General features: G+C 70.8%; 14 protein-coding genes. 9 read left to right on the top strand and 5 right to left on the bottom strand.

Annotated features, from left to right (window positions below; genetic code table 11):
* Window positions 1-6 precede the first annotated feature (6 nt).
* A complete protein-coding gene (locus ACFYX4_RS11545) occupies window positions 7-1,458 on the top strand; it encodes an NCS2 family permease (protein WP_389329704.1) in 1,452 nt (483 codons plus the stop codon).
* A 23-nt stretch (window positions 1,459-1,481) separates the two neighbouring features.
* Here the strand turns inward: ACFYX4_RS11545 and ACFYX4_RS11540 are convergent, their stop codons facing one another.
* Window positions 1,482-1,664, bottom strand: coding sequence for a ribbon-helix-helix protein, CopG family (locus tag ACFYX4_RS11540; RefSeq protein ID WP_389329701.1), 183 nt, complete (start codon window positions 1,662-1,664; stop codon window positions 1,482-1,484).
* Window positions 1,665-1,830: 166 nt separating this feature from the next.
* Here ACFYX4_RS11540 and ACFYX4_RS11535 point away from each other — a divergent pair, with 166 nt between their 5' ends.
* Genes ACFYX4_RS11535 through thpR form a run of 3 tightly spaced genes read left to right on the top strand, consistent with a single transcriptional unit; the run spans window position 1,831 to window position 4,254 of the window.
* Entirely contained in the window at window positions 1,831-2,268 is a 438-nt protein-coding gene (locus ACFYX4_RS11535; RefSeq protein ID WP_389329698.1) for a MarR family winged helix-turn-helix transcriptional regulator, read from the top strand.
* A gap of 24 nt (window positions 2,269-2,292) precedes the next feature.
* A complete protein-coding gene (locus ACFYX4_RS11530; protein WP_389329695.1) occupies window positions 2,293-3,660 on the top strand; it encodes an MFS transporter in 1,368 nt (455 codons plus the stop codon).
* Window positions 3,661-3,681: 21 nt separating this feature from the next.
* Window positions 3,682-4,254, top strand: a complete 573-nt coding sequence (gene thpR / locus ACFYX4_RS11525) for an RNA 2',3'-cyclic phosphodiesterase (RefSeq protein ID WP_389329692.1) — start codon at window positions 3,682-3,684, stop codon at window positions 4,252-4,254.
* Window positions 4,255-4,472: 218 nt separating this feature from the next.
* Here the strand turns inward: thpR and ACFYX4_RS11520 are convergent, their stop codons facing one another.
* The 3 genes from ACFYX4_RS11520 to ACFYX4_RS11510 form a co-directional block, all read right to left on the bottom strand.
* A complete protein-coding gene (locus ACFYX4_RS11520; protein ID WP_389329689.1) occupies window positions 4,473-5,465 on the bottom strand; it encodes an aldo/keto reductase in 993 nt (330 codons plus the stop codon).
* A 42-nt stretch (window positions 5,466-5,507) separates the two neighbouring features.
* Complete coding sequence (locus tag ACFYX4_RS11515) at window positions 5,508-6,095, bottom strand: Uma2 family endonuclease (RefSeq protein WP_389329686.1); 588 nt, start codon at window positions 6,093-6,095, stop codon at window positions 5,508-5,510.
* Window positions 6,096-6,249: 154 nt separating this feature from the next.
* A complete protein-coding gene (locus ACFYX4_RS11510) occupies window positions 6,250-6,927 on the bottom strand; it encodes a GDSL-type esterase/lipase family protein (protein WP_389329683.1) in 678 nt (225 codons plus the stop codon).
* Window positions 6,928-7,016: 89 nt separating this feature from the next.
* Here ACFYX4_RS11510 and ACFYX4_RS11505 point away from each other — a divergent pair, with 89 nt between their 5' ends.
* Window positions 7,017-8,003, top strand: coding sequence for a WD40 repeat domain-containing protein (locus ACFYX4_RS11505; protein WP_389329680.1), 987 nt, complete (start codon window positions 7,017-7,019; stop codon window positions 8,001-8,003).
* Window positions 8,004-8,153: 150 nt separating this feature from the next.
* Here ACFYX4_RS11505 and ACFYX4_RS11500 read toward each other — a convergent pair whose 3' ends face one another.
* The gene (locus ACFYX4_RS11500; protein ID WP_389329677.1) at window positions 8,154-8,969 is read right to left on the bottom strand and encodes a TetR/AcrR family transcriptional regulator; all 816 of its coding nucleotides are present in this window, start codon (window positions 8,967-8,969) and stop codon (window positions 8,154-8,156) included.
* Window positions 8,970-9,131: 162 nt separating this feature from the next.
* Between ACFYX4_RS11500 and ACFYX4_RS11495 the strand changes: the two genes are divergently transcribed.
* The 4 genes from ACFYX4_RS11495 (at window position 9,132) to ACFYX4_RS11480 (ending at window position 13,509) form a co-directional block, all read left to right on the top strand.
* Window positions 9,132-10,187, top strand: a complete 1,056-nt coding sequence (locus tag ACFYX4_RS11495) for an ATP-binding cassette domain-containing protein (RefSeq protein WP_389329675.1) — start codon at window positions 9,132-9,134, stop codon at window positions 10,185-10,187.
* Window positions 10,184-11,005: an ABC transporter permease gene (locus tag ACFYX4_RS11490; protein WP_389329672.1), complete on the top strand. Its 822-nt coding sequence runs from the start codon at window positions 10,184-10,186 to the stop codon at window positions 11,003-11,005. Before ACFYX4_RS11495 ends, ACFYX4_RS11490 begins: the two co-directional genes overlap by 4 nt.
* A 105-nt stretch (window positions 11,006-11,110) precedes the next feature.
* Window positions 11,111-12,676 carry a cellulase family glycosylhydrolase gene (locus tag ACFYX4_RS11485; RefSeq protein ID WP_389329669.1) on the top strand — a complete coding sequence of 522 codons (1,566 nt, stop codon included), beginning with the start codon at window positions 11,111-11,113 and terminating at the stop codon, window positions 12,674-12,676.
* Between the two features lie 65 nt (window positions 12,677-12,741).
* Window positions 12,742-13,509 (top strand): tetratricopeptide repeat protein, encoded by a 768-nt coding sequence (locus tag ACFYX4_RS11480; RefSeq protein WP_389329666.1) that lies wholly within the window; start codon window positions 12,742-12,744, stop codon window positions 13,507-13,509.
* Window positions 13,510-13,520: the final 11 nt, after the last annotated feature.

Raw genomic sequence — 13,520 nt, 5'->3', positions numbered from 1 at the left:
ACGCCAATGTCGTCCTCGGCCACCGCCAAGGCCCCCGCGCCCCAGGAGCCGGGCAGTACGCCCGGGTACGGCGCCCTCGACCGCTACTTCCGGATCTCCGAACGCGGCAGCACCCTCGCCCGCGAGGTCCGCGGCGGTTTCGCCACCTTCTTCGCGATGGCTTACATCATCGTGCTGAACCCGATCATCCTCGGCAGCGCGAAGGACATGTACGGCAACCAGCTCGACAACGGTCAGCTGGTCACCGCGACGTGTCTGACGGCGGCGTTCACCACGCTGCTGATGGGCGTCGTCGGCAACGTCCCCATCGCCCTCGCCGCCGGCCTCGGCGTGAACTCCGTCGTCGCCCTCCAGCTCGCGCCCCGGATGTCCTGGCCGGACGCGATGGGCATGGTCGTGCTCGCCGGCTTCATCGTCATGCTGCTCGTGGCGACCGGTCTGCGCGAACGCGTGATGAACGCGGTGCCCTTCGGGCTGCGCAAGGCGATCTCCATCGGCATCGGCCTGTTCATCATGCTGATCGGCCTGGTGGACTCCGGCTTCGTCACCCGCATCCCGGACGTCGCCCAGACCACCGTCCCGCTCCAGCTCGGCACCGGCGGTCACCTCACCGGCTGGCCGGTGCTCGTCTTCGTGCTCGGCGCGCTGCTGACGCTGGCGCTGATCGTCCGCAAGGTGCCCGGCGCGATCCTGATCTCGATCGTCGCGATGACGGTCCTCGCGGTGATCGTGAACGCCGTCGCCGAGGTGCCGTCCTGGGGTCTGACCACCCCGGAGTGGCCCGGCAACCCCGTCGCCACCCCCGACTTCGGGCTGATCGGCGAGGTCAGCCTGTTCGGCGGGTTCTCGAAGGTCGGCGTGCTGACCGGCGTCCTCTTCGTCTTCACGGTCCTGCTGTCCTGCTTCTTCGACGCCATGGGCACGATCATGGGCGTCAGCGACGAGGCGAAGCTGACCGACGCCCAGGGCCAGATGCCCGGCATCAACAAGGTGCTCTTCGTCGACGGCATCGCCGTCGCCGCCGGCGGCGCGAGCTCCTCCTCCGCCACCACCGCCTTCGTGGAGTCCACGGCCGGCGTCGGCGAAGGCGCCCGCACCGGCTTCGCGAACCTCGTCACCGGCGGCCTCTTCGCCGTCGCGCTCTTCCTCACGCCGGTCGCCACGATGGTCCCGTCCCAGGCCGCCACCCCGGCGCTGCTCGCGGTCGGCTTCCTGATCCTGGCGAACTCGGTCAAGGAGATCGACTGGGCGGACTACACGATCGCCATCCCCGCCTTCGTCACGATGGTGATGATGCCGTTCACCTACTCGATCACCAACGGCATCGGCATGGGCTTCATCACCTTCGCCGTGCTGCGCCTGGCGGCGGGGCGGGGCCGGGAGGTGCCGACGCCGATGTACGTCGTCGCCGCCGTCTTCGCCTTCTACTACCTGATGCCGGCCCTCGGCCTGACCTGAGCCCCCCGCGGGGGCGGGGGCCCTCAGGCGAGGCCGTAGAACTTCTCCGTCTCCTCGACGGCGGTCTGGAACCGCTCGTCGAAGTCATTGCGGATGAGCGTTCGGACGACATAGTCCTGGACGCTCATTCCGCTTCTGGCGGCATGGTGGCGGAGCCGTTCGAGCAGGTCGTGGTCTATTCGCAGGCTGAGCACACTGGTCCCCATGGGTACGAGGGTCGCGGCATGGTTCGGGGCGGTGGGAGGCGTTCCGTGCCCGCATCACCCGTATGAGTGACATTCGGGTGTCGATACGGTTGCGTGGTGCGCGTCACGGGCACTCGGGGACCTCTGCGGTGGTCTTTAGCGAGGGTAATGAGTTACGCTAAAGAACATGCCGGACCTTAACCATGGCGACGACGCTGCCGCCGTGAACTCCCTGCGATCCGCCGTGATGCGTCTGTCCCGTCGGCTCAAGCACCAGCGGGTCGACGAGTCGCTGAGCCCCACCGAGATGTCGGTGCTCGGCACCCTGTCCCTCTGCGGAAGCGCCACCCCGGGCGAGCTCGCCCGCAAGGAGCATGTGCAGCCGCCCTCGATGACCCGCATCGTGGCGCTGCTGGAGGCCAAGGGCCTCGTCCGGCTGGAGCCGCACCCCGAGGACCGGCGCCAGAAGGTCGTCACCAAGACCGAGCAGGCCGAGACCATGCTCGAGGAGAGCCGCCGCAAGCGGAACGCCTTCCTGGCCACCCTGGTCGACGGCCTCGACGAGGACGAGTGGGCGAAACTGCGCGCCGCCGCCCCCGTGCTGGAGAAGCTCGCACACCTGTAGGCAGCCCGAAGGAGGCGAACCCGTTTGAGTTCGGGACCCGGAGCAGACTCCGCCCCCGCACCGACCACCCACGACACCCTTCCCGGGGCGCCTGCCGAAGGCGCCCGCAAATCCTCGATGTTCAGCTCCCTGAGGGTCAGGAACTACCGCCTGTTCTTCCTGGGCCAGGTCGTCTCCAACATCGGCACCTGGATGCAACGCATCGCCCAGGACTGGCTGGTGCTCAGCCTCACCGGCTCCGCCACCGCCGTCGGCGTCACGACGGCCCTTCAATTCCTGCCGATGCTGCTCTTCGGACTCTACGGCGGCGTCCTCGTCGACCGGCTGCCCAAGCGCCGCACCCTGCTCGGCACCCAGGCCGCGATGGGCGTCACCGGCGTCGCGCTCGCCCTGCTCACCCTCTCCGGGCACGTCGAGGTCTGGCACGTCTACGTCGCCGCCTTCGCCGTCGGACTCGCGACCGTCCTCGACAACCCCGCCCGCCAGTCCTTCGTCTCCGAGATGGTCGGCCCGGACCAGCTCCAGAACGCGGTCAGCCTGAACTCCGCGAACTTCCAGTCCGCGCGGCTCGTCGGGCCCGCCGTCGCCGGGCTGATGATCACCGGCGTGGGCACCGGCTGGGCGTTCCTCGCCAACGGCCTGTCCTTCGTCGCGCCCGTCGCCGGACTGCTGCTGATGCGCTCCCGTGAGCTGCACGTCGTCCAGCGCGCCCCGCGCGGCAAGGGCCAGCTGCGGGAGGGCCTGCGCTACGTCGCCGGACGCCCCGAGCTGATCTGGCCGATCGTCCTGGTCGGCTTCGTCGGCACCTTCGGCTTCAACTTCCCCGTCTACCTGACCGCCTTCGCCGACGACGTCTTCCACGCGGGCGCGGGCTCCTACAGCCTGTTCAACACCCTGATGGCGGTCGGCTCGCTGATCGGCGCGCTGCTCGCGGCCCGGCGCGGCACCGCCCGGCTGCGGGTGCTCGTCGCGGCCGGCATCGCCTTCGGCGTGGTCGAGCTGGCGGCGGCGGCCGCGCCCTCGCTGTGGCTGTTCGCCCTGCTCATGGCGCCGATCGGGGTGTTCGGCATGACGCTCAACGTCACCGCCAACACCAGCCTCCAGATGGGCACCGACCCCGCCATGCGCGGCCGGGTCATGGCCCTCTACATGATGGTCTTCCTGGGCGGCTCCCCGGTGGGCGCGCCGATCGCCGGCTGGATCACCGACGCGTACGGCGTCCGGGCCGGCCTCGCGGCGGGCGGCGCGATCTCCGCCGCCGCGGCCGTCACCGTCGGCGTCGTCCTCACCCGCATCGGCGGGCTGCGGCTGGCGGTGGGCTGGCGGCACGGGCACCCGACGGTGCGGTTCGTCCCCCGCGAGCGGCGGGAGGAACTCACGGCGGTGGCGTGACCGCGCGGGCAGACTGGCCCCATGAGACTCTTCGCCGCCGTGCTGCCCCCGGAGGACGTGACCCGCGAACTCGCCGACGAGACGGCCGTGTTGAGGGGGCTGCCCGGTGCGGAGGCGCTGCGCTGGACCGGGCGGCCCGGCTGGCACTTCACGCTCGCCTTCTACGGCGAGGTCGACCAGGACGTCGTACCGGAGCTGTCGGCGCGGCTGGAGCGGGCCGCGCACCGCACCGCGCCCTTCGCGCTCGCCCTGCGGGGCGGCGGGCAGTTCGGGCACGGGCGGGCGCTGTGGGCCGGGGCCTCGGGCGAGGTCGCGGCGCTGCGGCTGCTCGCCGACCGGGCGGAGGCCGCGGCGCGCAAGGCCGGCCTCGACATGGGGGAGCACCGGCGCTACAAGGCCCATCTGACGCTGGCCCGCAGCCGGGACGCCGTCGACGTCCGGCCGTACGTAGAGGCGCTGGACGCCTTCGCCGGCCGGACGTGGACGGTGCGGGAGCTGGCGCTGGTACGCAGCGCCCTGCCCACGTCCGGGACGCCGGGGGAGCAGCCGCGCTATGAGGCGGTCGCGCGGTGGGCGCTCGGCGGGGGCGGTTAGGCTCGGGGTGTGGACCCGAAGACGCGTAACAGGATCATGGCGGCTGTGCTGGTGTTGATGTTCGTGGTGATCGCGGTGGCCGCGGCGCTTTAGCTCCGCGAGCAGCTCCGCTGGTTGAGCGGCAGGGGCAGTGGGACTGCGCGTCGCCGGGCGGCTGCGGGCCGTCTGTGGCCGATCGCGCAGTTCCCCGCGCCCCTCAGGGGGTTGTTCTCACGGTGTCACCAGGCGAAGGCCTCCGGGGATGGGCCTGGGCCTGGGAAGACTTCGTTCAGGTTGGTCAGGAGGTCGGTCGGGAGGGTCAGGTCCACTGCTCGCAGGGCCGAGTCGAGCTGTTGCGCCGTGCGCGGGCCCACGATCGGGCCGGTGACGCCGGGGCGGGTCAGCAGCCAGGCCAGGGCCGCCTCGCCGGGCTCCAGGCCGTGCTTGTCGAGGAGGTCCTCGTAGGCCTGCACCTGGGCTCGGACGGCGGTGTCGGCCAGGGCGTCCGCGGCCCGGCCGGAGGCGCGTCGGCCGCCCTCCGCCTGCTTCTTGATGACCCCGCCGAGCAGCCCGCCGTGCAGCGGGGACCAGGGGATCACCCCGAGCCCGTACTCCTGCGCGGCCGGGATCACCTCCATCTCGGCGCGCCGCTCGGCCAGGTTGTACAGGCACTGCTCGCTGACCAGCCCGATGGTGCCGCCGCGGCGGGCGGCGGTCTCGTTGGCCTGGGCGATCTTGTAGCCGGGGAAGTTGGAGGAGCCGGCGTAGAGGATCTTGCCCTGCTGGACGAGGACGTCGATCGCCTGCCAGATCTCCTCGAAGGGCGTCGACCGGTCGACGTGGTGGAACTGGTACAGGTCGATGCGGTCGGTCTTCAGCCGCTTCAGCGAGGCGTCCACCGCGCGCCGGATGTTCAGCGCCGACAGCTTGTCGTGGTTGGGCCAGGCCTCGCCGTCCGCGGCCATGTTGCCGTAGACCTTGGTGGCGAGGACGACCTTGTCGCGCCGCTCGCCGCCCTTCGCGAACCAGTTGCCGATGATCTCCTCGGTACGGCCCTTGTTCTCACCCCAGCCGTACACGTTCGCGGTGTCGAAGAAGTTGATGCCCGCGTCCAGCGCCGCGTCCATGATCGCGTGGCTGTCCGCTTCGTCCGTCTGCGGTCCGAAGTTCATGGTGCCGAGGACCAGTCGGCTGACCTTGAGGCCGGTGCGTCCGAGCTGCGTGTACTTCATGGATCACAGCCAACGCCTTCGAGCCCGCTCCAGGCAAGGACGTCAGTCGCGGGGGAACTCGTCGGTCTTGAGGGCGAGGCCGACGACGGTGTCGGTGAGGTCCAGGTCCCTGCCGAAGGGAACCTTCGTCTCGACCTCGTAGTCGCCCCCCTTGGGCTCGGTGTAGACGCTGCACCGCCCCTGGTAGGGATCGGCGATGACGTAGACGGGAACCTCGGCGGTGGCGTACGCGGCCTTCTTCGGCCCGTAGTCGTTGGCGGCGGTGCCCTTGGAGATCACCTCGGCGACGAACTCGACGTCCTCGTGACGCCAGTGGCCGTCCTCCGTCCTGGCGGCGCCCTCGGCCATCACCGTCACATCGGTCGCGAAGCCGTTGAGGTGCCCGGGGTAGTCGATGCGCACGTCGGACTTCACGCGCTTGCGCGGGTACTTGGTCCGCAGCTGCTCGACGATGTCCAGGATGATCTCCCAGCGGGTGTCCCGCTGCGGCGACATGTAGACGGTCCCCTCGACGATCTCGACCTTGTATCCCTCGGGGACGGGCATCTTCTCGAGCCGCTCGAACATGTCGTCGAGCGTGCTCGTGTTGTCGCTCTCGGCCATCGCGATCCTGTCTTCGAGGACGGTCATCGTGGCGCTCCTCCCCGGCTGCCTCACGGACGAGCGCAGCCGCGCGGTACAACGATACGCACGGTGACCACGTCACACGGCGCGTTCACCGGGCCGCACGCCCCCCGCTGTCCCCGCGCCGCCGGACTGGCCCCGCGCGGCCTCCTGATCGGCCCTACCCGGCCTCGTACGGGCCGCCCAGGTCCCAGGCCTGGTGCAGGGCGTTCGCGAAGGCGGCGGCCAGTTTGTGTTCGCCGTTCGCGTTCGGGTGGGTGCCGTCGTAGGTGTCGGTGTGGATGTCCCAGGTTTCCGGGACCGACGCCATCAGCAGGGGGGACGCGGGTTCGTCGAGGTCCGCCGCCGTCTTGGCGAGCAGTTCGTTGAAGCGGGTGACCTGGGCGGCGAAGGGCGCGTCGTTCGCGGCGCGGACGTTGGGGATCACCGGCAGCAGCACCGCCCGCACCCCGGGCCGTGCCGCCCGCGCCTCGGCGACGAAGGCGCGGACGCTGTCCGCCGTCTGCTCGGCGTTCGTGTAGAAGCCGAGGTCGATCAGGCCCAGGGAGACCAGCAGCACGTCCGCCCGGCACTCCCGCACCGCCCCGCCGATCAGCGGCGCCATGTGCAGCCAGCCCTCGCCCCAGCCGGCCAGGTGCCGGCGCGGGAAGTCGGGGTCGGCGTACGCGTACGAGGCGGGCGCGTCCGCCGACTTGTCGTACAGCGTCTCGCGCGGGCCGACGAGGGCGAAGGGGTCGCCGTACGTCTCGCACAGGTGACGCCACATGCGGTACCGCCACGTGTGCTCACCGGCGCTGCCGATCGTCATCGAGTCGCCGACGGGCATCAACCTGAGCATCCGCTCATCATGAGGGATCAAGGTGACGTGTGGGGTGTGAGGCCTGCCACGAGCGCCGGAAACGCCGTGCGGGGTGGCAGTCTTGGGGCATGCGTCGACCGTTCGCCCTCCTTGCCGGGGCCCTGCTCGTGGGCGCCCTCGCCGTGCCCGCCTCCGCCGCCGACGGCGACGGGAGTTTCACGATCGAGGACTCGCGCATCACCGAGTCCAGCGGCCTGGCCGCCTCCCGGCAGCACCCCGGGATCTACTGGACGCACAACGACCAGGACGAGGGCGCCTTCCTCTACGCGGTGGACAGCTCCACCGGCCGGACCGTCGCCACGATCACCCTGACCGGCGTGGGCACCCCGCGCGACGTCGAGGCGATCGCCGTCGGACCGGACGACCAGCTCTACGTCGGCGACATCGGCGACAACGACGGCGTCGAGTGGGACCACGTGTGGGTCTACCGGCTGCCCGAGCCCAAGCAGCTCAAGGACCAGAAGGTCCGCGCCACGCAGTACGTCGTCAAGTACGAGGACGGCCCGCGCGACGCCGAGTCGCTCGTCGTGCACCCGAAGACGGGGCGCGTCTACATCATCGACAAGCAGGAGGAGGGCGGGCACCTCTACGAGAGCCCGGCCCGGCTTTCCACCTCAGGCGTCAACGTCTTCAAGCCCGTCGCCCCCATCGACCTGTGGGCCACCGACGCCGCCCTCTCCCCGGACGGCCGACGCCTCGCCGTCCGCGGCTACTTCGGGGGCATCGACTACGACTGGAACGACGGCCTGCCCAAGCGGCTGGGGCGGCTCGACCTGCCCCTCCAGCGGCAGGGGGAGTCCGTCAGCTTCTCGGCCGACGGCTCGAAGCTGATGTACGGCACGGAGGGCGAACAGAGCCCGGTGCAGGCGGAGGACGCCCCGGGCGACGCCGGCGGCGCCGGCAAGTCCGCGTCGGGCGGCGGGAGTTCGGCGGCCTCGGGAGACGAGGGCGGGGGCGGCGAGGGGACGAGCGCGAGCGTGAAGCTGGGCGCGGCGGCCCTGGCGGCGGTATGCGTGGGCGTGTTCGGGTTCCGCAGGCTGCGGCGGCGGGGGTGAGGCGTCCTCTCCCTCGCCGGTGAGGGCTGCCCCGCCGGGGAGGGTTGCTCCTGCCGGGGAGGCTGTCCCGCTGGTGAGGCTGCCCCGCCGGGGAGGCTGCCCCGCTGGTGAGGGCTGTCCCGTCGGTGAGGGCTCTGTCGCTGGTGAGGGTTACTCCGCCGGTGAGTGCTGCCCCGCCGGGGAGTGCTGCCCCGCCGGTGAGGGCTCTGTCGCTGAACCCCGTTCGGCGACCAGTACCTCCAGGCCGTCCAGTATCCGCCGGAGGCCGAAGCCGAAGTGGTCGAAGGCGGGGGCGAAGGTGTCCTCGGAGAGGCCGGCCATGACCGGGTAGCGCCCGGAGGACAGGATCCGCTCCAGCGTCGGCGCCTGCGCGGACCAGAACTGGGCGTCCGTCATACCGGACTTGCGCTCGGCCTCCTCCTGGTAGACCTGCGTCCGCGCCGCGCCGACGACGTACCCGTCGATCATGATGATCGCCGAGACCAGCTCCGGGTCGCTGAGGCCCATGGGCTTGATGAGGCCGAGCACCTTCTCCATGCCGTCCAGGGCGCTCGGCCCGAGGATCGGGCGGGACTGGTTGACCTGGAGCAGCCAGGGATGGCGGCGGTAGAGGGCGAGGGTGGCGCGGGCCATCGCCTCCAGCGCGGAGCGCCAGCCGCCGTCGCCGAGGTCGGCCGGGTCCTCGGAGGGGCGCTGGACGCGGTCCAGCATGAGGTCGAGCAGCTCGGCCTTGCCGGGCACGTAGCGGTACAGGGACATCGCGCCCGCCCCGAGCTCGGTGGCGATCCGGCGCATCGAGACCGCGTCCAGCCCGTCCCGGTCGGCGACCTCGACCGCCGTCTCCACGATCCGGTCCAGGGTCAGCCCCGGCTTGGGGCCGCGGCTGGGGCGCTTGCCGGTGTCCCACAGCAGCTCGAGGGTGCGGACGATGTCGCCGCTGCCGCTGGTCTCCGTACTGCTCGTCATGCCCGCAGTTTAGTTCCGCCGAAAAAAACTGGGTACGGCGTACGCGCAATCGGGTACGGTGTACCCAATTACTGGGGCGCCCGGTTCCCGGGTGTCGCGCCTCAGGCAGTACGCCTCAGGTGGTACGCCCCAGTCGTCACCGGTCACCGGAAGGGGGACTTCATGGCCGACGGACACGCCGTGCGCGCCGAGGGGCTGGAGAAGCGGTACGGGGAGAAACGCGCTCTCGACGGCTTCGACCTGGCTGTCCAGGAAGGCACCGTGCACGGCCTGCTCGGGCCGAACGGCGCCGGCAAGACCACCGCGGTACGCATCCTGTCCACGCTGATCAGGCTGGACGGCGGGAGCGCGACCGTCGCCGGGCTGGACGTGGCCCGGCAGCCCCGCGAGGTGCGCGCCCGCATCGGGCTCACCGGCCAGTACGCGGCCGTGGACGAGGTGCTCACCGGGCGGCAGAACCTGGAGATGTTCGGCCGGCTGTTCCACCTCGGCGGGAAGCGGGCCAAGCTGCGGGCCGCCGAGCTGCTGGAGCAGTTCGACCTGACCGACGCCGCCGACAAGGGCGTGGGAAAGTACAGCGGCGGCATGCGACGCCGCCTCGACCTCGCCGCGTCCATGATCCTCACCCCGGCCGTCCTGTTCCTCGACGAGCCGACGACGGGACTCGACCCGCGCAGCCGCGGCGAAGTCTGGGAATCCGTAAGGGCGTTGGTCGCGGGCGGCACCACGGTGCTGCTGACCACGCAGTATCTGGAGGAGGCCGACAAGCTCGCCTCCCGCATCACCGTCATCGACCAGGGCCGGGCCATCGCCGACGACACTCCGGACGGGCTGAAGAACCGCGTCGGCGGCGACCGCATCGAGGTCGTGCTCGCCGAGCGCTCCGACATCCCGCGCGCGGTGAAGGTCGTCGCACGGGTCGCGGACGGCGAACCCGAGTCCGACGAGGAGGAGTCGAGGGTGCACGCCTCGGTGACCGACCGGGTGGCCGCGCTCACCGAGGTGGCGCGCACCCTCCAGGACGAGGGGGTGCGGGTGGAGGACATCGGGCTGCGCAGGCCGAGCCTGGACGACGTGTTCCTGCGTCTGACCGGCCACCGCACGGACGCGTCGCAGGGGAAGCACGGGGACCAGCCGCCCGAGTCACACCAGTCGCCCCAGGCGAAGCAGGCTCCCCAGGACAAGCAGGCGAAGCAGGAGAAGGGGGCCGCCGTATGAGCGCCGTCGACCTGACCGTGCGGGACGCCCACGGCCGCGCGTACTGGCTGCTCGCCGACGTCTGGAACATCGTCCGCCGCGGCCTGACCCACTACCAGCGCCAACCGATCAACATCGCCTGGCAGTTGGGCTTCCCGATCCTGTCCGTGCTGCTGTACGGCTATGTCTTCGGCAGCGCGATGAAGGTGCCCGGCGGCGGGAACTACACGGACTTCCTGATGCCGGGGATGTTCGTGATGACGATGGCGTTCGGCTTCATCAACACCGCCACGCTCGTCGTGTACGACTCCACCAAGGGCGTCATCGACCGGTTCCGCTCCATGCCGATGGCCTCGTCCGCGGTGGTCGCAGGGCGAGGGATCACCGATCTGCTCGCCGCCTGCGCGGAGTTGGCCATCATGATGCTGACGGCGCTCGCGATGGGCTGGCGTCCGGACGCCGGTCTCGGCTTCGTCGCCGCCTTCGGGCTGCTGCTGTGGCTGCGGTTCGCGCTGATCTGGGTCGGCGTGTGGCTGGGGCTGCTGGTGCCCAACCCCGAGGCGGCGGGCGGTCTGTTCGCGGTGGCCTTCCCGCTGACGATGATCTCCAGCATCTTCGTCGCGCCCCAACTCATGCCGGACTGGCTGGGCTTCGTGGCCGCGTGGAACCCGATCTCCTCCACGGCGGCGGCCACCCGCGAGCTGTTCGGCGCGGGGACCGGCGGCGGGGACTCCTGGGTCGAGCAGCACGCGCTGCTGATGGCGGGGGTGTGGCCGGTGCTGCTGACGCTGATCTTCCTGCCGCTGGCGGTGCGGAGGTTCCAGAAACTGAGCCGGTAGCGTTCCGCATCTTGACGTGTTCATGTGTCCTGACTTCCATGGGGGGTGCGGGGTGGGGGCGCTCCCACTGATTCCGGCCCGCGCCTCCCGAGAGGAAGCAGGCACATGTTCCGCAGCTTGCGCAGGACGCTGTGCGCGGTGGTCGCCGCGCTCGTGTTACCCCTGGGGGCCGGAGCGCAGGCCGCCGCTGACGCGGGGGCCGGTTCCGGTTCCGGGGCGGCGGCGGGCGGGCTCCGGGCGGCCGACGCCGGAGCCGGGTACTGGCGCACCAGCGGCCGCCAACTCCTGGACTCCACAGGGCAGTCGGTCCGCGTCGCCGGCATCAACTGGTTCGGCTTCGAGACGGCGAACCACGTGGTCCACGGCCTGTGGGCCCGCGACTACAAGAGCATGATCGACCAGATGAGGACGCTGGGCTACAACACCCTCCGCGTCCCCTACAGCGACGACATCCTCAAGCCCGGCATGATGCCGGACAGCATCAACTTCTCCAACGGCAAGAACGCGGACCTGCAAGGGCTGACCTCGTTGCAGGTCCTGGACAAGGTCGTCGGGTACGCCGGTCAGGTCGGCCTGAAGGTCATCCTCGACCGCCACCGCCCGGACGCGGCGGGCCAGTCGGCGCTGTGGTACACCTCGGCGGTCCCGGAGTCGACGTGGATCGCCGACCTCAGGGCGCTGGCGGGCCGTTACGCCGGCAACTCCACCGTCGTCGGCATCGACCTGCACAACGAGCCGCATGATCCCGCCTGTTGGGGCTGCGGCGACACGACGAGGGACTGGCGCCTGGCCGCCGAGCGGGCCGGCAACGCCGTGCTGTCCGTCAACCCGCAGCTCCTGATCTTCGTGGAGGGCGTGCAGAGCTTCAACGGCGTCTCCGGCTGGTGGGGCGGCAACCTGATGGGCGTCGCCCAGTACCCGGTCCGCCTGGACGTCCCCAACCGCCTGGTGTACTCGGCGCACGACTACGCGACGAGCGTGGCCCAGCAGAGCTGGTTCAACGACCCCTCGTTCCCCGCGAACATGCCCGGGATCTGGGACCGTTACTGGGGCTACATCTTCAAGCAGAACATCGCCCCGGTCTGGCTGGGCGAGTTCGGCACCACCCTCCAGTCGACGATCGACCAACGCTGGCTGTCCGCCCTGGTGGCCTACCTCCGCTCCACCTCGGCCCACGGCAACGACTCCTTCCACTGGACCTTCTGGTCCTGGAACCCCAACTCCGGTGACACGGGCGGCATCCTGAAGGACGACTGGACGACGGTCGACACGGTGAAGGACGGCTACCTCGCGAGCATCAAGGCTCCGGGCTTCCCGCCCGGAACCGGCGGCGGCGACCCGGGAGACCCCGGTGACCCGGGCGGCGGAACGCCCGCCTGCACGGCGGCCTACACGATCAGCAGCGACTGGGGCAGCGGCTTCAACGCGGAGGTGAAGGTGACCAACTCCGGCACCACCGCACTGAGTTCCTGGAAGGTCACCTGGACCTGGCCCGGCGCCCAGAGGATCACGAACATCTGGAACGCCACCCACACCCAGACCGCCGCAACGGTGACAGCGACGAACGCCCCCCACAACGGCTCCCTCGCCACAGGCGCATCGACGAGCTTCGGCTTCGGCGGGGCACCGGGAGGCGGGGGCGTACCGGTGGCGAGCTGCACGGCCGCGTAGCCGCGAACGGCACGTCAATGAGGCAGCGGGGTGAGCGGGGGAAGACCGCTGCATAGCATCGAGGCATGACGGAACAGCTGACCGGAGTCGCAGCGGTGGCCAAGGAGTTGTGGGACTCCGGGGACGACTGTGAGGCGGCTGCGCGGCTCGCGTCCGTTCTGCCCGCACTGCGTGCCGCGGCGGAGTCCGGTGACATGGGGGCGCAGAACGTGCTGGGCGGGGTTCTGCTCGAGGTCGAGGAGAACCCCGCTGAGGCGGCGCTCTGGTTCGCGAGGACCAGCGAGCGGGGGAGCCCGGTCGGCAAGCGGAGCCTGGGGCATCTGTACGCCAACGGCCTGGGTGTGGAGGAAGACGCCGCCAGGGCGGAGAGCTTGTTCGCTGAGGCGGCGGACGAGGGTGACTCCTTTGCGCAGTTCAATCTGGCCCAGTTGTGGTGGGGGAAACGGGATCCGGAGTGCGTCGCGTCGCTGCTGCGTTCGGCGGCGGAGGGCGGCGTCGTCGATGCCCGCGTCGTCCTGGGCGACCTGCTGGCCGCGATGGGCGAGGACGCGCGGGCGCTCGACTCCTATGTGGCGGCGGCGCGGTCAGGACACGACGGCGCCATGTACGTCGCCGCCTGCTGGCACCGCGACGCAACCGCAGGGCGGCGGGACAGGGTCGAGGCCCTGAAGTGGTTCCTCCTGATGCTGGACGCGGGGAATGCCGACGGCGTTCATGAGGCCGTTCAGCTGGCGCGCCTGATGACGGACGAGGAGATCCGGCGGGCCGGCGTCGTGTCCGGTCGACGGGGTGAGGCCGAGGCGATGGTGGAGACGGTGCGCGAGCACCGCTGAGAATCGTCGTC

This window comes from Streptomyces sp. NPDC002328, assembly GCF_042890065.1.
In the GTDB taxonomy this organism is placed as follows: domain Bacteria; phylum Actinomycetota; class Actinomycetes; order Streptomycetales; family Streptomycetaceae; genus Streptomyces.
Note: the sequence above shows the minus strand (reverse complement) of the source record. Positions and strands in the feature narration are given on the sequence as shown.

Coding starts and splice junctions, on each gene's coding strand:
- ACFYX4_RS11520 (WP_389329689.1), bottom strand. CDS start 5,465: ATGAAGTACACGCAGCTCGGACGCACCGGCCTCAAGGTCAGCCGACTG.
- ACFYX4_RS11485 (WP_389329669.1), top strand. CDS start 11,111: ATGTTCCGCAGCTTGCGCAGGACGCTGTGCGCGGTGGTCGCCGCGCTC.
- ACFYX4_RS11495 (WP_389329675.1), top strand. CDS start 9,132: ATGGCCGACGGACACGCCGTGCGCGCCGAGGGGCTGGAGAAGCGGTAC.
- ACFYX4_RS11515 (WP_389329686.1), bottom strand. CDS start 6,095: ATGACCGTCCTCGAAGACAGGATCGCGATGGCCGAGAGCGACAACACG.
- ACFYX4_RS11480 (WP_389329666.1), top strand. CDS start 12,742: ATGACGGAACAGCTGACCGGAGTCGCAGCGGTGGCCAAGGAGTTGTGG.
- ACFYX4_RS11510 (WP_389329683.1), bottom strand. CDS start 6,927: ATGCTCAGGTTGATGCCCGTCGGCGACTCGATGACGATCGGCAGCGCC.
- ACFYX4_RS11535 (WP_389329698.1), top strand. CDS start 1,831: ATGCCGGACCTTAACCATGGCGACGACGCTGCCGCCGTGAACTCCCTG.
- thpR (WP_389329692.1), top strand. CDS start 3,682: ATGAGACTCTTCGCCGCCGTGCTGCCCCCGGAGGACGTGACCCGCGAA.
- ACFYX4_RS11540 (WP_389329701.1), bottom strand. CDS start 1,664: ATGGGGACCAGTGTGCTCAGCCTGCGAATAGACCACGACCTGCTCGAA.
- ACFYX4_RS11500 (WP_389329677.1), bottom strand. CDS start 8,969: ATGACGAGCAGTACGGAGACCAGCGGCAGCGGCGACATCGTCCGCACC.
- ACFYX4_RS11490 (WP_389329672.1), top strand. CDS start 10,184: ATGAGCGCCGTCGACCTGACCGTGCGGGACGCCCACGGCCGCGCGTAC.
- ACFYX4_RS11545 (WP_389329704.1), top strand. CDS start 7: ATGTCGTCCTCGGCCACCGCCAAGGCCCCCGCGCCCCAGGAGCCGGGC.
- ACFYX4_RS11505 (WP_389329680.1), top strand. CDS start 7,017: ATGCGTCGACCGTTCGCCCTCCTTGCCGGGGCCCTGCTCGTGGGCGCC.